At 64.6% G+C, this 20,892-nt stretch carries 18 protein-coding genes and 1 pseudogene; 11 read left to right on the top strand and 8 right to left on the bottom strand.

Annotated features, from left to right (window positions below; genetic code table 11):
- The first annotated feature begins 53 nt into the window (after window positions 1-53).
- Complete coding sequence (locus tag VSR82_RS27970) at window positions 54-1,025, top strand: AraC family transcriptional regulator (RefSeq protein WP_498858252.1); 972 nt, start codon at window positions 54-56, stop codon at window positions 1,023-1,025.
- A gap of 40 nt (window positions 1,026-1,065) precedes the next feature.
- Here VSR82_RS27970 and VSR82_RS27965 read toward each other — a convergent pair whose 3' ends face one another.
- From VSR82_RS27965 to VSR82_RS27935, 7 genes and pseudogenes are all read right to left on the bottom strand, one after another.
- Complete coding sequence (locus tag VSR82_RS27965) at window positions 1,066-1,539, bottom strand: YbhB/YbcL family Raf kinase inhibitor-like protein (RefSeq protein WP_368583611.1); 474 nt, start codon at window positions 1,537-1,539, stop codon at window positions 1,066-1,068.
- Between the two features lie 159 nt (window positions 1,540-1,698).
- Window positions 1,699-1,995 (bottom strand): hypothetical protein, encoded by a 297-nt coding sequence (locus tag VSR82_RS27960; protein WP_368583610.1) that lies wholly within the window; start codon window positions 1,993-1,995, stop codon window positions 1,699-1,701.
- Window positions 1,996-2,196: 201 nt separating this feature from the next.
- A complete protein-coding gene (locus VSR82_RS27955; RefSeq protein WP_368583609.1) occupies window positions 2,197-2,625 on the bottom strand; it encodes a VOC family protein in 429 nt (142 codons plus the stop codon).
- Window positions 2,626-2,693: 68 nt separating this feature from the next.
- Window positions 2,694-3,800: pseudogene (locus VSR82_RS27950) on the bottom strand (hypothetical protein).
- A gap of 224 nt (window positions 3,801-4,024) precedes the next feature.
- Window positions 4,025-5,125, bottom strand: a complete 1,101-nt coding sequence (gene zapE / locus VSR82_RS27945; RefSeq protein WP_429455493.1) for a cell division protein ZapE — start codon at window positions 5,123-5,125, stop codon at window positions 4,025-4,027.
- Window positions 5,126-5,355: 230 nt separating this feature from the next.
- Complete coding sequence (locus tag VSR82_RS27940) at window positions 5,356-7,191, bottom strand: thiamine pyrophosphate-requiring protein (protein ID WP_368583606.1); 1,836 nt, start codon at window positions 7,189-7,191, stop codon at window positions 5,356-5,358.
- Window positions 7,192-7,290: 99 nt separating this feature from the next.
- Window positions 7,291-8,193: a YihY/virulence factor BrkB family protein gene (locus tag VSR82_RS27935; RefSeq protein WP_410849238.1), complete on the bottom strand. Its 903-nt coding sequence runs from the start codon at window positions 8,191-8,193 to the stop codon at window positions 7,291-7,293.
- 159 nt (window positions 8,194-8,352) lie between these two features.
- On the opposite strand from VSR82_RS27935, the gene VSR82_RS27930 reads away from it, so the two are divergent.
- The 8 genes from VSR82_RS27930 (at window position 8,353) to VSR82_RS27895 (ending at window position 17,511) form a co-directional block, all read left to right on the top strand.
- The gene (locus VSR82_RS27930; protein ID WP_429455492.1) at window positions 8,353-9,435 is read left to right on the top strand and encodes a ligase-associated DNA damage response exonuclease; all 1,083 of its coding nucleotides are present in this window, start codon (window positions 8,353-8,355) and stop codon (window positions 9,433-9,435) included.
- Between the two features lie 10 nt (window positions 9,436-9,445).
- Window positions 9,446-11,119 carry an ATP-dependent DNA ligase gene (locus VSR82_RS27925; RefSeq protein ID WP_368583603.1) on the top strand — a complete coding sequence of 558 codons (1,674 nt, stop codon included), beginning with the start codon at window positions 9,446-9,448 and terminating at the stop codon, window positions 11,117-11,119.
- A 443-nt stretch (window positions 11,120-11,562) separates the two neighbouring features.
- The gene (locus tag VSR82_RS27920) at window positions 11,563-12,039 is read left to right on the top strand and encodes a response regulator (protein WP_498858251.1); all 477 of its coding nucleotides are present in this window, start codon (window positions 11,563-11,565) and stop codon (window positions 12,037-12,039) included.
- A gap of 226 nt (window positions 12,040-12,265) precedes the next feature.
- Window positions 12,266-13,132 carry a glucose 1-dehydrogenase gene (locus VSR82_RS27915; protein ID WP_429455491.1) on the top strand — a complete coding sequence of 289 codons (867 nt, stop codon included), beginning with the start codon at window positions 12,266-12,268 and terminating at the stop codon, window positions 13,130-13,132.
- Window positions 13,133-13,218: 86 nt separating this feature from the next.
- Window positions 13,219-13,533, top strand: coding sequence for a hypothetical protein (locus tag VSR82_RS27910; RefSeq protein WP_368583600.1), 315 nt, complete (start codon window positions 13,219-13,221; stop codon window positions 13,531-13,533).
- A gap of 155 nt (window positions 13,534-13,688) precedes the next feature.
- Window positions 13,689-14,249, top strand: a complete 561-nt coding sequence (locus tag VSR82_RS27905; RefSeq protein WP_368583599.1) for a (2Fe-2S)-binding protein — start codon at window positions 13,689-13,691, stop codon at window positions 14,247-14,249.
- Window positions 14,246-15,253: an FAD binding domain-containing protein gene (locus VSR82_RS27900; protein ID WP_498858250.1), complete on the top strand. Its 1,008-nt coding sequence runs from the start codon at window positions 14,246-14,248 to the stop codon at window positions 15,251-15,253. The genes VSR82_RS27905 and VSR82_RS27900 overlap by 4 nt, the downstream gene beginning before the upstream one ends.
- A complete protein-coding gene (locus VSR82_RS27895; RefSeq protein ID WP_498858249.1) occupies window positions 15,250-17,511 on the top strand; it encodes a xanthine dehydrogenase family protein molybdopterin-binding subunit in 2,262 nt (753 codons plus the stop codon). Before VSR82_RS27900 ends, VSR82_RS27895 begins: the two co-directional genes overlap by 4 nt.
- Before the next feature lie 44 nt (window positions 17,512-17,555).
- Here VSR82_RS27895 and VSR82_RS27890 read toward each other — a convergent pair whose 3' ends face one another.
- Window positions 17,556-17,978 carry a PRC-barrel domain-containing protein gene (locus VSR82_RS27890; protein WP_368583596.1) on the bottom strand — a complete coding sequence of 141 codons (423 nt, stop codon included), beginning with the start codon at window positions 17,976-17,978 and terminating at the stop codon, window positions 17,556-17,558.
- 295 nt (window positions 17,979-18,273) lie between these two features.
- Here VSR82_RS27890 and glgX point away from each other — a divergent pair, with 295 nt between their 5' ends.
- Both glgX and VSR82_RS27880 read left to right on the top strand, forming a co-directional pair.
- A complete protein-coding gene (glgX, locus tag VSR82_RS27885) occupies window positions 18,274-20,487 on the top strand; it encodes a glycogen debranching protein GlgX (RefSeq protein WP_368583595.1) in 2,214 nt (737 codons plus the stop codon).
- A gap of 161 nt (window positions 20,488-20,648) precedes the next feature.
- A complete protein-coding gene (locus VSR82_RS27880) occupies window positions 20,649-20,825 on the top strand; it encodes a DUF2934 domain-containing protein (RefSeq protein ID WP_368583594.1) in 177 nt (58 codons plus the stop codon).
- The last annotated feature ends 67 nt before the right edge of the window (window positions 20,826-20,892 follow it).

Here is a 20,892-nt window from a genome sequence, read left to right as displayed (position 1 = left end):
CTGGCAAACGAGGCAAAATAAGCCGAATTCCGCTGAGTTTCTTGCACAAAACTATGAGCACAATCCGCGCTTCGACCCAGCACCCAGCTTTATCCTCGCGAAGCCAGAAACGCATGGTTGCGTTGCTGCGCGCGTTGGCGCCCGACGAGGGCTACAACCTGACGGCACTGCCGAGCGTCCGCATCTTGCGGTCGAACCGGGCGCTATCGCGCACGCCCGTTCTGTACGACCCCGGTATCGTGATCGTCTGCCAGGGCCGCAAGCGTGGTTATTTCGGCGACCAGCTGTACCTGTATGACGAGAGCCACTATCTGGCCGTATCCGTGCCTGTGCCATTCAGCATGGAGACCGACGCAACCGAGGAGCATCCACTGCTCGCGCTGTATCTGCACCTCGATTTCACATTGGCCGCCGAACTCGCGGAGCGCATCGACCGCGAAGGCGTGGCTGAGCGCCCACCAGCACCTCAGAGCATGATGTCGACGCCGATGGATGATGCGATGCAAGCGTCCGTGCTGCGATTTCTCGAGGCGATGCATCGGCCACTCGAAGCGGCTGTGTTGGGTGCCGGGCTGCTGCGTGAACTGTATTTCCGCGTGCTCACCGGAGCCCAGGGAAGCTCGTTGCGCGAGGCTTTGGCGATGCGAGGACAGTTCGGCCAGATAGGCCGCTCACTGCGCGTGATTCATGCAAGCTATGCGCAGCCCCTCGACGTAAGGCAACTGGCCGACGAAGCGGGTATGAGCATTCCGAGCTTCCACAGCCACTTCAAGGCCATTACACAGGTATCCCCGATGCAATACGTGAAGTCGACGCGCCTTCATCAGGCCCGCCTGTTGATGGTGCGCCACGACCTGACGGCGGAGGCGGCGGGACACGCTGTGGGTTACGCGAGCCCGTCCCAGTTCAGCAGGGAATTCAGGCGTCTGTTTGGCTTGACGCCGGCCGCGGAGGCGAGGCGGATGCGCGAGAGCTTCGCGATCCCGGCGGCATTCGCTGATACGGCTTACGTGTCGTCGCACTGATTCTGGGGCACCGGCACTGCTGGATTCTCTTCGTCAGCGCTCATCGCTTCTGATAGGTGCCGATCAGTTCGGCGTGCGTGAGTACGTGCCCTTGCATGGCCTTCTCGAGCGCAGCCTTGCTGGGGCTTTTCAAATCGGGCAATACGGTGTCGAGCGCGTACAGCTTGTGGAAATAGCGGTGACGTCCAACGGGCGGACACGGGCCGCCGTAAGCGGCACGCTTGAAGTCATTGGTGCCTTCGAGCGTGCCGCCCGGCAAAGGCTGTGCATCAGCGCCATCGGCTAACCCGGTGGCTGTCGGCGGGATGTTGTAGAGCACCCAATGCACCCAGGTCATTCTCGGCGCGGCGGGGTCCGGCGCGTCGGGGTCGTCGACGATCAGCGCCAGGCTTTTTGCGTTCGCGGGTACGCCGGACCACGCGAGCGGCGGGGATACATTGGCGCCCTCGCAGGTATGCTGCACCGGAATCTCGCCGCTCTGTCGGAAGGCTTGCGACGTTAGCGTGAGTGTCATGGCAGCCTCCTCGTTGGGTCGCGACCATGCTTTTATTCTAGGTCAGCGCCCACGGAGGTCGCGCGCGGCGAGTTCACGTATACGCGGATCGAACGACCGTATGCCCGCGGCAGAGGCGACGTCCGATTTACCGCGCGGTGTTGCCAGCCAAGCTTGCGCTTATTGGCCGACTGGCGACTTCGTGGATGGGGTCGCCAGTGAGTTGTTGACCCCGTAAGCGGGCTGGCGGGACGTCGAGCTACCGTCCGTGCTCATCGTGTTCATCGGCTGGCCCGAGGTCGGCGACGCCGCGCCGCTGTCCGTGCCGGTGGCGCCAGGCGTGCCATAGCCACTCGTTGGAGCGGCCGGCGACTTCGTGGACGGAGTCGCCAGCGTGTTGTTGCTTTGTGCATATACGCCGCCCGACAGCATCAGCGCGGCGACGGCCGCGATCAATGTGCTGGTTGCCTTGTTCATGAAGCGCTTCTCCTTTGATGGATTGCGATTTCGACGCAAACGCGATGCTCTCGTACGTTTCCGTCAGGGTCGCGAAACTCCAAGTTTAGGAAAGCGAAGGCTGATAGTTATGCGCATTATTCACAATGGTGAATATCGATTTTCGGAATTAACCGGGCAATCTGATGCGCGCTCGTTCCTAATCGGCACGGCGGCCGGCGATCATTTCTTGTCACGCATCCATGGCGTAAACGTGATGCCGGTCAGCAATCCTTCCGGCCCGATAAAGCGGCTGACAGTCTGGCCCCACGGCTCAGTGCGGTTCCTGACCAGCATTCGATACCCTTGCGATTCAAGTTCTGCCGTTGCCGCTTCGACGTCGTCGACGTCGAACTCGATCCAGGCTTGCGGAATGGGTACGTCGGCAGGCCACGATTGCGTGCCGAAGCACGACTGAGAGGCGTGAGAGAGCGGCCACAACGCGAAAGAGTTTGCGCCGTTCAAACTCTCCGTATGCAGATAGCCGCCGTTCTCTTCCTTGAAGGGGATACCGAAGGCGCGGCGGTAGAGATCGCGGCTTGGCTGGGCGTCGGTCACGATCGGGCCAAAGCCTGCGATGAACAAGGCCGTGGTAACGGGGATCTTTTGCATGGCTTCTCCTTTGCCGCGAAAGGGCGGCGGGTGAGCGGCGGGGCGGGTGAGAGGTTTTCATTCACTCGTCAATTCGCCGGAATGGTCACCACCGGCGCCTTACTGCTCGTATCCGATTCCGCGAGCGCCATCAGATTCTGCACGACTGTAAACGCGTATTTCGAATCGAAGTCATTGCGCTCGACCCAATATACCGAAGGCCCATATGCGATCGACACATAAGCATCGGCCGGCGCGGCGTTGCCCGAGTGCACGATAATCGTCGGCCTGGTTTCACCGCCGACCAATCCGACCGTCGGCTTCGTCGAACCGTCGCTGATGCGCTCCTGCGGCACCTGCACCTGCGCGCCGAGATCGCTGAGGATGCCGAGCACCGAGCGCGTGACCATGGTAATGCGCTCGCCCTTCGCGGAAGTCGACGACGGCCCATACACGACCTCATAGCTACGTGTCTTCGTAGACAGATGCAGCAGCCTGCGCACGCGCGCGACATCGGCGGCCGTGCCCGGCGACTCGCCGCTGCTGGTCGCGCCGATCGACAGAAACACCGCCAATGCGGGGCTCTGGCCGCCTTTGAGATCGGCCTTTACATCGAGCTAACGCGTCTCCACGTTCAGCTCGCCCGCCAGTTGCAGACGGCGCAACGCCTGCAGCAATTCGAAGAAGCCCGGCGCGCCCGCACTGTTGTTGCCGCCGAGCACGTCGCCGTTGCGCAGACCGCCGATCGACTGCGCGGTGATGCGCAACAGCAGATCGATCGGCACGCCGCCCTCGGCGAGCGGCAACACGAGCGCCGGCGCGAGCGGCCGGATATAGGCGGACGCGAACGCTTCACCGGTGGTCGGCGTGAACGTGAAGGTCGGCCGGTTCGAGTACGACACGCTGCCGGTTGCCTGCGCGTAGTTCGGCATGGTGCCCGAGCCCGCGTTGAGCGTCGCGCCGCCGGTGGTGTCGAACGTGTAGGCGGCGATGATGCTGCTCACGGTCAGGAACGCGGGCGCATCGCCGTAGCGCAAACCGATCACGGCGGCGAGGATCGCGCGCTTCTTCGCGTCGCCGAGCGCGCGTGCATAGTCGACCTGATCGGCCTTCAGACGCGAGGGGCCGATATGCACGCAGGCGGACGTGAGGCAGGCCGCGCACAATGCGGCGGCTACGGAAGCGGTTCTGAGCATGGGCGGGCGCGAGCGGCGGTAATCCGCTGAACAATGGAGTCTGCGCTCGGCGTTAGCAGAACCCATTCCCGCGCAAGCGGCGGGCCGGCTCCGGGGCCGCTTCGTTGTCGCTGCGGCGCAGCGCGCGCCGCTGGAGCGCGTGTGTCGACGCGAGAGGGCGCTGGCACGCTTTACCGCTGCCTTGCAAGAATTCCAGAAATGGGCGCGGGTCAGATGCCCGGCTTTCAAGCTTCGGCGTCGATGCCGTCTTGCGCTTCGTCCGCGCCGCCTCGCTCGAGCGCGCCGCGATACGCGCGCGATTGCATCTCGGCGAGCCGGCTCAGCGTACGCGACAGATCATGCGCGCCTTCGAGACCGATCAACGCGGTCTCGATCGGCTGATCGGACGCGATGAAGAGGGCGCGCTTGCGGTCGTAGAAGATGTCGATCAGCCACACGAGGCGCTGCAGCGTATGCGACTGTCTCAGTGCTTGCGTATGCAGACGATCGACGATCAAGCCTTGCCATTGCTCGGCGAGATCGAGGTAGTCGAGGTGCGAGCGGTTGGCGACGCATAGCTGGTCGAAGTCCGCCCACAGCAGCGCGCTGCCGGCAGCGCGCGCTTCGAGCGGGCGGCCCGCCGCGCTCAGCTTGACCGGTTCGATCGCAGCGCCGCTTTCATGGCTCGCGAAGATATCGCGCAACGCGGCCGCGCTCGACGCATCGAGCGGCGAGAAAAAGCGCGGCACTTCGGCCGCTTCGCCGCCGAAGCGGTAATCGCGCGCGCCGTCGAAATGGATCACCGTGAAGGCACGTTTGATCTGCGCGATGGTCGGCATAAAGCGCTCGTGGAACTCGGGGTCGGGCAGCAGATCGTCCGGTGCGTAGTTCGACGTCAGCACGATGCGCGTGCCGAGGTTGATCGCGGTATCGAGAAAGCGCCCCATCAGGAACGCGTCGGCGATATCGTGCACATGGAATTCGTCGAAGCACAGCAGCTCGATACCGTCGAGCCATTGCCGCGAGACGTCGCCGAGTCGGTCGTCGCCACGCGGCGCCTGGACGAGCCGGCGGTTCATCTCGCGCAGGAACTCGTGGAAATGCAGGCGCCGTTTGCGGCACGGCGCGAGCTCGAACAGCGTATCGACGACGAGGCTCTTGCCGCGCCCCGGCAAGCCGTGACAGTAGACGCCTTGCGGCCCGAACGCGGCGGTGGACCATGCATGCCGTGCGCGCTGCTGCGCGCCGAGCAACCCGGCGAGCGCGCTGATGGCCTCACGCTGGCGCGGATCGGGCGTGATGCCGCGCGCGGTCAGTGCGCGTGCGATGCGGGTTTCGTCAAGCATGGGCGAGGGCGTCCATGCCAGGTGATGCAAACGATGCGACCTGCGCGAATGACGCAGTCTGGGCCGCCGCGAAAACGGCGAGGACGTGTGTGAGCATGAGATAAGGGGCGACGTGATGGCCTGCGTTGAAGCAGGCCCAATGAGCGCGTGCACGAAGCGCGCGCCATTTTAACAGTCACGTCCTCTGTCGAACCGTTGGTGCGCGCACACGTCGTCGAGCCGCTACCGCATCATTTGTCGTGATGTCCCGGCAGCACCGCACCGAGCACCTGCCTGGCCGTCTCTACCACCACGTTGCCCTGATCGGGATCGCCCTTCAGCAAAGTCTCGGCAAACGCTTTGGCCTGCGCGAGCGTAACGTGGGGCGGCAACGGCGGCACGTTCGGATCGGACTTCACCTCGATCACGACCGGACGATTCGACGCGAGCGCGTCGTCCCAGGCGGTTGCCATCTGCTCGGGATTGTCGACATAGATGCCCTTCAAACCGATCAGCTCCGCGAAGCGGTGATACGGCACGGAAGGAATGTCCTGCGACACCTCGAACTTCGGATCGCCTTCCATCACGCGTTGCTCCCACGTGACCTGGTTCAGATCGCCATTGTTGAGCACCATGCAGATCCAGCGCGGATCGCTCCAGCCTTGCCAGTACTTCGCGACCGTGATCAGCTCGGCCATGTTGTTCATCTGCATCGCGCCGTCGCCGACCAGCGCGATCACGGGCCGCTCGGGATACGCGAACTTCGCGGCGATCGCATACGGCACGGCCGCGCCCATCGACGCGAGCCCGCCCGACAGCGAGCACATCATGCCGCGCTGCACCTGCAGATCACGCGCGTACCAGTTCGCGACCGAACCCGAATCGCTGGTGACGATCGCGTTCGACGGAATGCGCTTCGACAGCTCCCATACCGACAGCTGCGGATTCAGGCCAGCCTTCGCGGGTTCGTGCGCGCGTTTTTCCAGCGTCTTCCACCAGTCCGACACCCAGCCTTCGATGCGCTCCCGCCACAGCCGATCCTCCTTCTGCTCGATGAGCGGCAGCAGCGCGCGCAGCGTCTCGACGCTATCGCCGACGAGGTTCACTTCCATCGGATAACGCAGGCTCAGCATGTCGGCCTTGATGTCGATCTGCACGCCGCGCGCGTCGCCTTCCTTCGGCAGAAACTCCGAGTATGGGAAGCCGGAGCCGATCATCAGCAACGTATCGCAATGGGTCATCATGTCGTAGCTCGGCTTCGTGCCGAGCAGGCCGATCGAGCCGGTCACCCACGGCAGATCGTCGGGCAGCGCCGCCTTGCCGAGCAGCGCTTTGGCGACGCCGGCGCCGAGTTTCTCGGCGACCGCGATCACTTCGTCGGTCGCGTGCAGCGCGCCCGCGCCGACCAGGATCGCGACCTTGCGGCCGGCGTTCAGCACGTCGGCGGCCTCGCGCAACTGCTGGTCGCTCGGCACCACGCGCGGGCGCGCGTAACCGATGCCCGAATGCAGCGTGCCGTGCTTGCGCCCCGGCGGTTCATACGGAATGTCCTGCAGATCGTTCGGCAGTATCAGCGCGGTCACCGCGCGCTCGGCAAGCGCGATACGCACCGCCCGATCGACCAGATGACGCACCTGCGCGGGCATCGTCGCAAAGCCGACGAACGAGCCGGCCACGTCCTTGAACATCGCCGGCAGATCCAGCTCCTGCTGATAGTGTCCGCCGATCGCCGCGCGCGCCTGCTGACCGGCGATCGCCAGCACCGGCATGTGATCCATGCGCGCGTCGTAGAGGCCCGTCAGCAGATGCGAAGCGCCGGGCCCCGAGGTGGCGATGCACACGCCGAGTTCGCCGGTGAACTTGGCATGCGCGGCGGCCATGAACGCGGCCATTTCTTCGTGGCGGACCTGGATGAATTCGATCGGGCCCGGCTGATCCGTGCCTTTATGGCGTTTCTTCGCTTCGCTCTGCGCGCGGTTCAACGCGCCGAAGACGCCGTTGATGCCGTCGCCCGGATAGCCGTAGATACGCCGCACGCCCCATGCATGCAGCCGCTCGATGATGAAATCGCCAACCGTCTCAGCCATGATCCTTGCTCCCTCGATATCCAGTCGAAGCCGCCGTGTGGCATGGGCGGCTTGGGTCGGTATCGAACGAGCAAGGGCTGTACCTTGCGACTGGCTTGCTTAGCCGGTCTTGATCTTCGGCTGCGGCGCGTCGAGCGCTTCGGTGCCGAAGCGCTCGTACTGCGATATCACCTGCGCGCCGAACAGCAGCAGAGTGGCGAGCCATTCGAAGCTCAGCAGGATCACGATCGCCATCGTCAGCGAACCATAGACGAGGCTGACCTGCGACAGCGTGGCGAAATACCAGACCAGCACGTGCCGCGTAACCTCCCACAACACGCCGGCCACCACGCCACCGATCAGCGCATGTTTGAGCGACGGACGTCCGACCGGCATCACCAGATACACCGAAGTCAGCACGAAGATTTCGCCGGCGAGCCCGAGCAGATACAGCAGCACTCGCGTGAAGCCCTGCAACGACACATGCAGGCCGAACAGTTGCAGACCTTCGGCGCCGATCGTGTCGAGCGCGCTCGATACGAACGTGACGATCAAGAGGCCCACGCCGAGAAACATGATGTAGCAGTAGGGCAGCAACGCCGAGACCAGGAAGTGGCGCCGCTTCACGACGACGCGGTGCACGAAGATCAGCGACATCGCGTTTTCGAGCACGGTGAAAGCGAGCGAACTGAAGAACAGCATCGTCAGCAGCAGCACCCAGCCGATCACCGCGCGATGCTGCAAAAAGTTCGACAGCTCACGCACGAGCGCGGCCGATTGCCCGGGCACGAGCCAGCGCAGCAAATGCGACAGCGCCTCTAGCACCAACTGCTGCGGCACCACGCGCGACAGCACGATGACGACCAGAATCAGCAGCGGCACGATGGACAGCAACGCGTAATACGCGACCGCGCCCGCGAGCAGCAGCCCCTGGTTCGCGCGAAACGCCTTCAGCGTTTGCAGCAGGAAGCGCCCGGGATGCCTGGCGATAAACAGCGCATGCTGGTCGAGCAGGATCGGCATGAGGCCTCGCGGTGCGCGCCGGGCGCTGCCGGATGGCAACCGCTCTCGACACGCCTGTGTGCTTTATATACCGTAAGCAGAAACGGGGCCATCAATGGCGCGGCATACAGTTTGCTTGGCCGCGTTCGGAAGATCGCCCGCCAATCCCGAGGACAGCCGATGGATCAGCCGCCCCGTCAGACCAACGCCGCGCAGCAAGCCAATGATCTGGTGGTCGCGCGGCCCGAGGGACTGTATTGCCCGGCCGGCGATTTTTACATCGATCCATGGCGGCCGGTGGAGCGGGCGGTGATCACGCATGCGCATTCCGACCATGCGCGCTTCGGCCATCAGCGCTATCTGGCGACGCGCGCAGGCGCGAGCGTGCTGCTGTCGCGGCTGCCCGGCATCGCGCTGCACACGCTCGACTATGGCGAGCCGCTCATGGTCGGCGCGGCGCGCGTGTCGCTGCATCCGGCCGGGCATGTGCTCGGTTCGGCGCAGGTGCGCATCGAGCACGGGGGCCGCGTATGGGTCGCATCGGGCGACTACAAGCTCGAAGCCGATCCGACCTGCGCCGCGTTCGAACCGGTGCGCTGCGATACCTTCATCACTGAATCGACTTTTGGTCTGCCGATCTATCGCTGGGATACGCCGCAAAGCGTGTTCGATTCGATCGATTCATGGTGGCGTCACAACGCGTCCGAAGGGCGCGCGTCGGTGGTGTTCTGCTATTCGTTCGGCAAGGCGCAACGCGTGCTCGCGAGCGTCGATGCCGCGATCGGACCGATCTTCTGTCACGGCGCGGTCGAGCCGCTCAATCGCGCGTATCGCGACGCGGGCGTGCGCCTGCCGCCAGTCAATCTCGTCAGCGAGATCGCCGCGAAAGACAAGGCCGTGTTCAGACAGGCGCTGATCGTCGCGCCGCCGTCCGCGCAGAACAGCGCGTGGCTCAAGCGCTTCGGCGATTACAGCGATGCGTTCGCGTCGGGCTGGATGCGCCTGCGCGGTGCGCGCCGCCGGCGCGGCGTCGATCGCGGCTTCGTGCTGTCCGATCACGCCGACTGGCCGGGTTTGCAAACGGCGATCCGCGAGAGCGGCGCCTCGCGTGTGATCGTCACGCATGGCTCGATCGAACCGATGGTGCGCTGGCTCAACGAGCAAGGCCTGCAGGCGAGCGCGTTCGACACGCAATACGGCGACGATACCGTCGAAGCCGATGCGGCCGGCGCCGACGAAGCGCCCGCGGCGAGCGAAACATGACGGACACCGTATGAAACGCTTCGCGGCCCTCTACACCGCGCTCGATGCGACCACGTCAACGCACGACAAACTCGCGGCGCTGACCAGTTATTTCTCGGTGGCCGAGCCTGAAGACGCGGCATGGGCGTCGTATTTCCTCGCGGGCGGCAAACCGCGTCAACTGGTGCCGACGCGTTTGCTGACCGACATCGCGCGTGAGCGCGCCGGCTTGCCCGAGTGGCTGTTCGAAGAGTCGTATCACGCGGTGGGCGATCTGGCCGAAACCATCGCGCATATTCTGCCGCCCGCGTCGCGCGACTCCGAACTGGGTCTTACGCAATGGATCGAGCAACGCATGCTGCCATTGCGCGGCCTGCCGCCCGACGAGTTGCGCACGCGTCTACTCAGTTACTGGGACGAACTCGACTGGGGCGGCCGCTTCCTGCTGACCAAGCTGATCGGCGGCGGCTTTCGTGTCGGCGTCGCACGGCAACTGGTGGTGCGCGCGCTCGCCGAAGTGGCCGGCGTCGATCACAAGCGGATCGCGCAACGAATGGTCGGCTGGACCGATTCGCGACAGAAGCCGGATGCGGCGCGCTATCTGCGTCTGATCGCGCCGCAGACCGACGACGATACGCAAGCGCATGCCCCTCAACACGATAGTGACCTGGGCCTGCCGTACCCGTTCTTTCTCGCGCATCCGTTGCAGAGCGATCCGGCGACGCTCGGCGATCCCGCGCACTGGCTGATCGAATGGAAGTGGGACGGCATCCGCGCGCAACTCGTCAAACGCGGCGGCCGCGTGTGGTTGTGGTCGCGTGGCGAGGATCTGATTACCGATCGTTTTCCGGAGGTCGCGGCATTGGGCGAGTCCTTACCCGATGGCTATGTGATAGATGGCGAGATTCTCGCGTGGGAACCCGGTGCGGCTGCGCCGTTGCCGTTCGCGCGGCTGCAACCGCGCATCGCGCGCAAGACGCTGACGCGCAAGATCCTTGCGGATTCGCCCGCAGCGCTGCTCGCCTACGACCTGCTCGAAGCGAACGGCCAGGACCTGCGCATGAGCCCGCTCGTCGATCGGCGCGCGCGGCTCGATGCGTTGAGCGCGTCGGTCGATGGCACGCTCGCGCGCGGTCTGTTGCGCGTATCGCCGCTCGTCCGTGGCGCGGACTGGCATGCGCTGGCGGCCTTGCGTGAGGAGAGCCGCGCGCGCGGCGTCGAAGGCTTGATGCTGAAGGAGCGTGAATCGATGTATGGCGTCGGCCGTACCAAGGCATCGGGCACGTGGTGGAAATGGAAGATCGAACCGTATGCGGTAGACGCTGTACTTGTTTACGCGCAGCGCGGTCATGGCCGGCGCGCGAGTCTTTACACCGACTACACGTTCGCGGTATGGGACGAAGCCGACGGCGTGCGCACGCTCGTGCCTTTCGCGAAGGCCTATTCAGGGCTCACCGACGAAGAGATGCATCGCGTCGATGCGATCGTGCGCAAGACCACAGTCGATAAATTCGGCCCGGTGCGCAGCGTAACGCCGACGCTCGTGTTCGAGATCGGCTTCGAAGGGATACAAGCGAGTTCGCGCCATAAGTCAGGCGTGGCCGTGCGTTTTCCACGCATGTTGCGCTGGCGTACCGACAAACATATCGACGACGCCGACACGCTCGCGATGCTGAAAGGCTTTATCGATAATCGTGCGGGATAACCCGCAGAGCACAAACCCCTAACACGTCGAGCATTTTTTTATCGGCAGCGTCGCTTATCCTTTGTTTATGACCGCGTCATCGATTCGCGCCATGAGAGCGCTCGCGGCATGCATTGCGTGGACCCTCGATCCGTTGGAATACCGATGTCGTGCGACGCCCCTTAGCGAGGCGGATCGCACAAAGACAGAGCGTCAAACGATGTTGCGCAGCACGCACATCGTCGTCGCCGTCATTCAAACGCCGTGATGTATGGGCACGCTGAATCCCGCATACCAGGTGATTGCAACGCTGGAATGCGGGATGACGCATGTTGGCCGCGGCATCGTCCGAATGAAGCGGAAATAACAAAAACCTGGCCGCAGTCCGGCAGACGCAATGGGATCGAATCTTGCGCGCGTGGCGCGGGATGCCCTTCAGGGCGAATGTAAAAGGGCGAGAAAAAATGACTGTGTTCAACGACAACGTGGACAGCAGCGACGACGTGCTCGTATGGCGGCAGATCCGCTATGCGATGGCCGCGCATCGTCGCGTGCTGGTAGTCGACGATTACCGGGAAGCAGCCGACGCGCTGCAAATGCTACTGACGGCCGACGGCTTCGAGTGCCGTGCGCTCGACGATCCGTATGCGGTGTGCGAGACCGCGTGCGAGTGGCAGCCGTTTGCGGTACTGCTCGACATCAAGATGCCGGGACTCGACGGGCTCGAACTCGCGCGGCGTCTGCGCGCGCATCCGCAGACTGCGCATATGCTGCTGGTTGCGTGCACCGCGTTCGCGTCGCGAGAGGATCGCGCGCTCGCCAAGGCGGCGGGCTTCGACGCGCATTGCGCGAAACCATTGACGCCCGAGCGGCTGCTGCGGGTGCTCGAATCGGCGGCCGCGTTGCACGCGGCGAAGCCATCATCTGAATCAGGCTGTTAGCGAAAACTTGCTGACCGTTCTGTCATTTATGCAGGGTCGTGGCCGGAAATCGCACCTGGCGCGATGCGAACCGGTTTGTCATTTGTCTGCCATCTTTCTGCCAGCGTTCTATCCGCCGCAGCTTCTTTAGCGGTGCGGGCCCACTCGTTGCTCAAAGACCGATGACGCGGCGCGCTCATGCGCGCCGTCCATGGTCATTTGTGATTTGCAACGAGGGAGATCAGACATGAGCGACACGCAACGCCCGGCACCGCCGTTTCCCAAACAGCAGCAGGACCAGACGCCCGGCCGCACGGCCGGCATGAACCCGCAACCGGATCACGGCGAGAAAACCTACGAAGGTTCGGGGCGTCTCGCCGGCAAGGCAGCAATCGTGACCGGCGGCGACAGCGGCATTGGCCGTGCGGTCGCGATCGCGTTCGCGCGTGAAGGCGCCGATGTGCTGATCGCCTATCTCGACGAAGAAGACGATGCGCGCGAGACCGCGCGCTGGGTCGAGGACGCCGGTCGCAAAGCGGTGCTGGTCGGCGGCGATATCCGCGATCGCGAGCATTGCGATGCGATCGTCGACAAGGCGATCGAGGCTTTCGGCCGGCTCGACGTGGTGGTCAACAACGCCGCGTATCAGATGAGCTATCCGTCGCTCGACGCGATCAGCGACGAAGAATGGGACAAGACCTTCGATACCAACATCGGCGCGATGTTCAGGATCACGCGCGCGGCGGTCCGCCATATGAAACCGGGCGGCGCGATCATCAATACGTCGTCGATCAATGCCGATCATCCGAACCCCGGCCTGATCGCCTATGCGAGCACAAAGGGCGCGATTCAGAACTTCACCGGCGGCCTCGCGCAATTGCTCGCGGAAAAGGGTATTCGCGCGAACTGCGTGGCGCCGGGACCGATCTGGACGCCGTTGATCCCATCGACGATGCCGCCCGACAAGGTCGAGCAGTTCGGCAAGCAGGTGCCGATGAAGCGCCCCGGACAACCGGCGGAGCTTGCGGCCGCGTATGTGATGCTCGCGTCGGACGAAGCCAGCTATATCTCGGGCGCGACGATTGCGGTGACAGGCGGCGCGCCGATTATTTAGGTTGTCGAACCGAAGGCGGCGAGGCTGCCATGGACCGCGCGGCAGCTTCTCGCAGTGGTTTCCATAACGTCATAAGGGAGAGTGACATGAAGATCGATGTATCCGTCAAACTGGGTGCCGCGCTCGTGTCGGGCTGCCTTGCGCTAGGGTTTGCGCAGGCGGGCTTCGCGCAGACCGGTTCCAATCCGTCTACGCAACACGGCAAGTCCGCCGCAAAACCGGGCGCAAGTCTGGAAGAATCGCGCACGCCGGATACGACCAGCACGAACGACGCGAACGGCAATGTGGGCGAGTCGGGGGGCGCGACCAATGGTGTCGCCGGCGGCGGCAATGGCCGAGCCACCAACAAGCGCTTCAAAGGCGCGACGCCGCCGCGCGCGGGTAGCGCGGCGGGGCAATAAGCGTTCAGCCGCGCGCGTCGGGCTGCGTCGCGACGCGCCGGAGGCCGCGGCGGCATCGCGCTCGCGCGCTGCCGCCGTTTTGCATGGGTTCGAGTTGCATGGAGTTTCGTCGCGCGCCGCGTTGCTTGCGCGACGCCTTGTGAGGAGGAAATCCGATGGCTACCCCCGATGCTGAAGCCGCGCAGGCCGACGCGCCCGCGTCGCATGCATTGACGTTCGATATCAACGGCGAGACGCGGCACTTCGACGTTCAAGCGTGGACCTCGCTGCTCGATCTGCTGCGCGAGCATGCGCACCTCACCGGCACCAAGAAGGGCTGCGATCACGGCCAATGCGGCGCGTGCACCGCGCTCGTCAATGGTCAGCGGATCAATACCTGCCTCGCGCTCGCGGTCGTGTACGACGGTGCATCGATCACGACGATCGAAGGTCTCGCGAACGGCGATACGTTGCATCCATTGCAGCAGGCGTTCATCGAACATGACGCGTTCCAGTGCGGCTACTGTACGCCGGGGCAAATCTGCTCGGCGTACGCGATGCTCGAAGAAGGCCATGCGCGCTGCGCGGACGACGTGCGCGAGCAGATGAGCGGCAATCTGTGCCGCTGCGGCGCATACACGAATATCGTCGCCGCGATTCTCGACGTGGCGCATTTCGGCGACGAGGATGCACCGCACGACAGTCCGGTCGGCAATCAGCGCGGAGCGCGGCCATGAACCGCTTCTCATACACGCGCGCCGATGCGGTGCAGGATGCGCTCGAACGGCATCGTTCGGACAAGGCCGCCGCGTTCATCGCGGGCGGCACGAATCTCGTCGACCTGTTGCGCGAAGATGTGGCGCGGCCGGCTTTGCTCGTCGACATCAACCGTTTGCCGCTCAGGCGGATCGAAGCGTCGGCGCAAGGCGGCCTGGTGATCGGCGCGCTGGTAACGAACAGCGCGCTCGCGTATGACGATACCGTCGCAACACGCTACCCGCTGCTCGCGAAAGCGATCCTGGCCGGCGCGTCGCCGCAGATTCGCAACGTCGCGACGGTCGGCGGCAATCTGCTGCAACGCACGCGCTGCTACTACTTCTACGACGTGGGCACGCCGTGCAACAAACGCGAACCGGGCAGCGGCTGTCCGGCGCTGCACGGCGTGAACCGCATTCACGCGATCCTCGGCGCGAGCGAACACTGCATCGCCGTGCATCCGTCAGATATGTGCGTGGCGTTGGCGGCACTCGGCGCCACCGTGCATCTGATCGGCAACGACGGCGCACGCACGCTGCCGTTCGCGGATTTTCACCGGCTGCCCGGCGACACGCCGCACATCGATACCAACTTGCGCGACGACGAACTCGTGACCGCGATCGAACTGCCGGCGCAAGGCTTTGCCACGCATCACGCGTACGTGAAGGTGCGCGACCGCGCATCGTATGCGTTCGCGCTGGCGTCGGCCGCGGTCGGTGTCGAACTCGATGACGACTCGCGTATCGTCGACGCGCGTTGCGCGCTCGGCGGCGTCGCGCACAAGCCGTGGCGGGATCCCGCCGCCGAAGCTGCACTGCGCGGCGAGACGCTGAACGAGCGGACCGTGCGCGATTTCGCGGCGGCGCTGCTGCGCGATGCGCGCGCTCAGCGCGACAACGCGTTCAAGATCGAACTCGCGGCGCGCGTGATCGTGCGCGCCTTCGGCGAGGCTACACAACGTTCGTTCGAGGAGGCCGCGCGATGAACCGTGCCGAAACCTTGCCATCGGCAGGCAGCCCGAAGCCCGCGATCGGCGTGCCGCATTCGCGTGTCGACGGGCCCGCCAAAGTGACCGGCGCCGCGCAATATGCGGCCGAGTTCTGCGCCGAAGGGCTCGTGTATGGCGCCGTCGTGTCGGGCACCATCGCGACGGGCAAGATCGTGTCGATCGATACCTCGGCCGCCGAGGCGCTGCCCGGTGTGCTGCTCGTGCTCACGCATCGCAAGCGCCCGGCGCTGCCGTCGGATGTCGATGCGTTCAAGGACATGATCGCGCCGGCCGGCACGCCATTGAGGCCGCTGTGGGACGAGCGCGTGTGGTATAGCGGGCAGCCCGTCGCGCTGGTGGTCGCGCAGTCGCTCGAACTCGCGCGCTATGCGGCGTCGCTGGTGCGGGTGCGCTACGAGGCCGCTTCTCATCAGACCGATATCGAAGCGGCGTTGATGAGCGCCGTGCCGCCGTCGGCGGAGAAAGGCGGCTTCGATCCGCCGCCGCCCGAGCGCGGCGAGCCGCGCAAAGCGTTGGCCGACGCCAGGGTGCGCGTAGACGCCTTCTACACGACGCCCGCGGAATACCACAATCCGATGGAAATGCACGGCTGTACCGTGGTGCCCGATGCGCAAGGACACTTGACCGTCTATGAGAAGACTCAGGGCGTCGTCAATACGAAGGGCTATCTGAAGCGCGTGTTCGGTTTGCAAGACGACGAAGTGCAGGTGGTGTCGCCGTTCGTCGGCGGCGCGTTCGGCTCCGGCTTGCGGCCGCAATATCATCTGGCGCTCGCGGTGATGGCGGCGCGCGAACTGAAGAAACCCGTGCGCGTCACGCTGACCCGGCAACAGATGTTCACCTTCGCGCATCGGCCGCAATCGGTGCAACGCGTCGCGCTCGGCGCGTCGGCGGACGGCCGCCTGCAGGCGGTGATTCACGAGGCGGTGTCGGAAACCTCACGCTACGAGGAGTTCTGCGACGTCGTGGTCAACTGGGCCGGGCAGCTGTATCGATGCGACAACGTGTCGATGGGATACAAGGTCGCGAAGCTCGACGTGCCGACGCCGGCCGACATGCGCGCGCCCGGCGCGACCCAGGGGCTCTTTCCGCTCGAAGTCGCGATGGACGAGCTCGCCGAGGCATTGCGGATGGACCCGCTCGAATTGCGGCTCGTCAACTATGCGGAGCGCGACGCGAACAAGAACCTGCCGTTTTCGAGCAAGGCGCTGCGCGACTGCTATCGCGAAGGCGCGGCGCGCTTCGGCTGGGCGGGGCGGCCGCTCGAACCGCGCGCACGCCGCGAAGGCAACGAGTTGATCGGCTGGGGGATGGCGACCGGTGCGTGGGACGCGATGCAGAACAAAGCGGCCGCCCGCGCGGTGCTGACGCCCGATGGCCGCGTCAGAGTGTCGAGTTCGACCTCCGATATCGGCACCGGCACCTACACCGCGATGACGCAGATCGCCGCCGATGCGCTCGGCGTGCCGCTCGCGGACGTCAGCTTCGAACTCGGCGATACGCGGTTGCCGAAGGCGCCGATCGAGGGCGGATCGTGGACGGTGTCGTCAGTGGGCAGCGCAGTCGATGCGGCCTGTACGCGCCTGCACAATCGTCTCGTCGAACTCGCGCGCGAACATGGCGGTGCGCGCTTCGCGTCGGTGGAGCGCGAAGCAGTGCGGCGCGAGCGCAACCGGCTCGTGTGCGGCCCGCACGCGGACGACTCGATTGCGATCGCGACGCTGCTCGAACGCGCGGGGCTCGACGAACTCGAAGAGCAGGCGAGCGTGCAGCCGCACGTCAAGCAGCAGGCGTATTCGATGGGCACGTATTCGGCGGTGTTCGCGGAAGTGCGCGTCGACGAAGCGCTCGGCACCGTGCGCGTGACGCGCGTGGTCAGCGCGGTCGCGGCGGGGCGCATCGTCAATCCGAAGACGGCGGGCAATCAGGTCGCGGGCGGCGTCGTGTGGGGCATCAGCATGGCGCTGCACGAGCACGGCCAGTTCGATCACGTGCTCGGACGGCAGATGAATCACAACCTCGCCGAATACCACATGCCCGTGAACGCCGACATTCACGAAATCGACGTGCTGTTCGTCGACGAGCGCGACGACATCGTCAATCCGCTCGGCGTCAAAGGCGTCGGAGAAATCGGCGTGGTGGGCGTGGCCGCAGCGGTCTGCAACGCGATCTGGCATGCGACCGGCAAACGCATCCGCGATTTGCCGATTACGCCCGACAAGCTGCTCGGCTGACGGCCCGTTGCCGCGTCGATCGATGCGACGCGGCAACGCCGCGCTCAATCCGCGTACTTGAACTCCGGCAACGCCTCGAGCGATTTCTTCGTCCCATCGGGCAGCACGACACGCCGGTTGTCGATCTGCAGATCGTTGAACGGCACGGCGACCAGATGCTTGCCCAGGCCGAGAAAGCCGCCGACCGACAGGATCGCGTAAGTGGTGCGCTCGGTGCCTGGCGAAACGATCAGATCGTCGAGCGTGCCGATGTTGTCCTTGTTGCGGTTGTACACGTCCGCGCCCGACAGCTTCGACGCGCGATAGCCGCTCGCGAGCTGCACGACGTCGGTGCGTTTTTCGGTGATCGCCTGCGGCGCGCCTTGCGCGAACGCGCTGCCGCATGTGCCGAACGCGGAAATCAGCGTAATGGCGGCGAGAAGCGATGCGGAAGCGGCCAGCGGTTTGATCTGCGTGTTGCGCATCATCTGTGTTCTCCCTGATTGCTGTCGTGGCTTTTCGATGGCGCGGAACGCGTGCGCCTTGCCGCTGTGCTGCAAATCTCATGCCGCGACTTTGATCTGAGGGAAGGGGAGCCAATCAGGCCCATAAGTTGCTATCAGAACTCGCCTGCTGGGTGCGCGCTGTGCATTGTCCGGCGCGTTCGCCCCGAATGCCTACACTTGAATAGAGAGCAGCCCGGAACAGGTGGAAAGGCAGTTGAAAAAAAGCACATGCATGCCCCCGAGATACCAACCTTCCTTGCATCCACTGAGACCATCTATGTCATTCCCAGCCAGCTACTCGACGCGCATTTCCGAAGGCGCGCCTTTTCCGCTCGGCGCGACATGGAACGGCAGCGGCGTCAACTTCGCCCTGTTCTCCGCGCACGCGACGAAAGTCGAACTGTGTCTGTTCGACGAATCCGGCCAGCACGAACTCGAACGCATCGAGCTGCCCGAGTACACCGACGAGGTATGGCATGTGTTCGTACCGAATCTGAAACCGGGTGCCGTCTATGGATATCGCGTGCATGGTCCCTACGAGCCCCAGAACGGGCATCGCTTCAATCCGAACAAGCTGCTGCTCGATCCGTATGCGAAGGCGCACATCGGCGAGCTGAAATGGGCGCCGGAAATTTTCGGCTATACGCTCGATTCGGAAGAGCTCGACCTGTCATTCGATGAGCGCGACAGCGCGCCCTTCGTGCCGAAATGCAAGGTGGTCGACGCGAATTTTTCGTGGAGTCATCCGGAGCGTAACGCGCTGCCGTGGGAGCGCGTGATTCTGTACGAGACGCATGTGCGCGGCTATACGAAACGTCATCCGCAAGTGCCCGAGCGTTTGCGCGGCACATTCGCGGGTCTCGCGCAGCAGCCGGTGCTCGACCACATCCGCAGCCTCGGCGTGACCACGGTCGAACTGATGCCGATCCAGACCTTCGTCAACGACAAACATCTGCTCGACAAGGGGCTGACGAACTACTGGGGCTACAACACGATCGGCTTTTTCGCGGCCGATCCCCGTTTCTTCGCGTCGTCGACCGAATCGGTCGGCGAGTTCAAGGAGATGGTCGACCGCTTTCACCAGGCCGATCTCGAAGTGATACTCGACGTCGTGTACAACCACACGGCCGAAGGCAACGAACGCGGCCCGACGATCTCGTTCAAGGGCATCGACAACGCGTCGTACTACCGGCTGATGCCCGACGAGCCCCGCTACTACATCAACGACACCGGCACCGGCAATACCTTGAACCTCTCGCATCCGCGCGTGCTGCAGATGGTGACCGACAGTCTGCGCTACTGGGTCACCGAAATGAAAGTGGACGGTTTCCGCTTCGATCTCGCGACGATCCTCGGCCGCGAAGATCACGGCTTCGACGAAGGCGGCGGCTTTCTCGACAGCTGCCGCCAGGACCCGGTGCTCTCCAGCATCCGGCTGATCGCCGAGCCTTGGGATTGCGGCCCCGGCGGCTATCAGGTGGGCGGTTTTCCGCCGGGCTGGGCCGAATGGAACGATCGCTTCCGCGACACCGTGCGCGCGTACTGGAAGGGCGACGAGAGCACCGCCGCGGATCTCGCAACACGCATCACCGCGTCGGGCGACAAGTTCAATCACCGCGGCCGGCGGCCGTGGGCGAGCGTGAACTTCATCGCCGCGCACGACGGCTTCACGCTGAACGATCTGGTCTCGTACAACGACAAGCACAACGACGCAAACGGCGAGGACAATCGCGACGGCCACGCGGACAACCGGTCGTGGAACATGGGCGCCGAAGGACCCACCGACGACCCCGACATCCGCCAGCAACGCGAGCGCCAGAAGCGCAATCTGCTCGCGACGCTGCTGCTCTCGCAGGGCACGCCGATGATCCTCGCCGGCGACGAATTCGGCCGCACGCAGCAGGGCAACAACAATGCGTATTGCCAGGACAACGAGATCAGCTGGGTCGATTGGGATGCGATCGATGACGACGGCCGCGCGCTGACCGAGTTCGTGCGCAAGCTGACCACGCTGCGCCACCGCTTGCCGGTGCTGCGGCGCGGCCGGTTTCTGACCGGCGAATACAACGAGACGCTCGACGTAACCGACACGCGCTGGCTATCGCCGGACGGCACCGACATCACGGACGAGCAATGGGCCGATCCGGCGATGCGCTGCTTCGGCCTCGTGATCGACGGCCGCGCGCAAGCGAGCGGCATTCGCCGTCTCGCGTCCGACGCGACCTTGCTGCTGGTGCTGAACGCGCATCACGACGTCGTCAACTTCACGCTGCCCGACATTCCCGAGGGCGAGCGCTGGACCTGCCTCGTCGACACCAACATGCCGGTGCGCGCCGAGCTGCCGCAATTCAGCGCGGGCGACGCCTACCAGGTGACGGGCCGCTCGCTGCTGCTGTTCGCGCTCGAAGCGCCGAGCCGCGCGACGCAGCGCGTGTTCGACCGTCTCGAAGAGCAGTTGACTTCCGACGAAGGCGACTCATCGCCAGGCTAGTCCGGGTGAGCGAGCGACGCCAGTTCCGTCGCACTCCGTGGTACAAGCGGGCCGCAGCCCGGGTACAAGGTTTGCTCCCTCTGTTGTCGACGACACGCACGCGTCTCCGATCTTCGCGACGATAGACGCGCGAACGCAAACAGCCAGGCTGGGGTGAACAAATGGAACAGGAACCGAGCGTCGACGAGCAGATCCGCATGCGCGCCTACTATCTGTGGGAGCAGGCGGCCGAGCCGAAGGGCAGGCCCGAGCAATACTGGGAGCAGGCGCGCAGTGAGATCGAGAAGGAGGCACCACCGGTCGAGAGCGGGCCGGTGTCGGGCGACACGATGAAATAGGCGTTACTTGGCCTTCACAAGTAACTAGACTCTGAGCCGGCGCATCGCGGCGCGGCTCAGGGACCGC

The organism is Burkholderia sp. JPY481 (assembly GCF_038900515.1).
Lineage (GTDB): Bacteria > Pseudomonadota > Gammaproteobacteria > Burkholderiales > Burkholderiaceae > Paraburkholderia > Paraburkholderia youngii.
This window is presented reverse-complemented; position numbering and strand designations above follow the sequence as displayed.

Coding starts and splice junctions, on each gene's coding strand:
- zapE (WP_429455493.1), bottom strand. CDS start 5,125: ATGCTTGACGAAACCCGCATCGCACGCGCACTGACCGCGCGCGGCATC.
- VSR82_RS27915 (WP_429455491.1), top strand. CDS start 12,266: ATGAGCGACACGCAACGCCCGGCACCGCCGTTTCCCAAACAGCAGCAG.
- VSR82_RS27930 (WP_429455492.1), top strand. CDS start 8,353: ATGGATCAGCCGCCCCGTCAGACCAACGCCGCGCAGCAAGCCAATGAT.
- VSR82_RS27890 (WP_368583596.1), bottom strand. CDS start 17,978: ATGATGCGCAACACGCAGATCAAACCGCTGGCCGCTTCCGCATCGCTT.
- VSR82_RS27910 (WP_368583600.1), top strand. CDS start 13,219: ATGAAGATCGATGTATCCGTCAAACTGGGTGCCGCGCTCGTGTCGGGC.
- VSR82_RS27940 (WP_368583606.1), bottom strand. CDS start 7,191: ATGGCTGAGACGGTTGGCGATTTCATCATCGAGCGGCTGCATGCATGG.
- VSR82_RS27955 (WP_368583609.1), bottom strand. CDS start 2,625: ATGCAAAAGATCCCCGTTACCACGGCCTTGTTCATCGCAGGCTTTGGC.
- VSR82_RS27935 (WP_410849238.1), bottom strand. CDS start 8,193: ATGCCGATCCTGCTCGACCAGCATGCGCTGTTTATCGCCAGGCATCCC.
- VSR82_RS27905 (WP_368583599.1), top strand. CDS start 13,689: ATGGCTACCCCCGATGCTGAAGCCGCGCAGGCCGACGCGCCCGCGTCG.
- VSR82_RS27965 (WP_368583611.1), bottom strand. CDS start 1,539: ATGACACTCACGCTAACGTCGCAAGCCTTCCGACAGAGCGGCGAGATT.
- VSR82_RS27880 (WP_368583594.1), top strand. CDS start 20,649: ATGGAACAGGAACCGAGCGTCGACGAGCAGATCCGCATGCGCGCCTAC.
- VSR82_RS27925 (WP_368583603.1), top strand. CDS start 9,446: ATGAAACGCTTCGCGGCCCTCTACACCGCGCTCGATGCGACCACGTCA.
- VSR82_RS27920 (WP_498858251.1), top strand. CDS start 11,563: ATGACTGTGTTCAACGACAACGTGGACAGCAGCGACGACGTGCTCGTA.
- VSR82_RS27970 (WP_498858252.1), top strand. CDS start 54: ATGAGCACAATCCGCGCTTCGACCCAGCACCCAGCTTTATCCTCGCGA.
- VSR82_RS27895 (WP_498858249.1), top strand. CDS start 15,250: ATGAACCGTGCCGAAACCTTGCCATCGGCAGGCAGCCCGAAGCCCGCG.
- VSR82_RS27900 (WP_498858250.1), top strand. CDS start 14,246: ATGAACCGCTTCTCATACACGCGCGCCGATGCGGTGCAGGATGCGCTC.
- glgX (WP_368583595.1), top strand. CDS start 18,274: ATGTCATTCCCAGCCAGCTACTCGACGCGCATTTCCGAAGGCGCGCCT.
- VSR82_RS27960 (WP_368583610.1), bottom strand. CDS start 1,995: ATGAACAAGGCAACCAGCACATTGATCGCGGCCGTCGCCGCGCTGATG.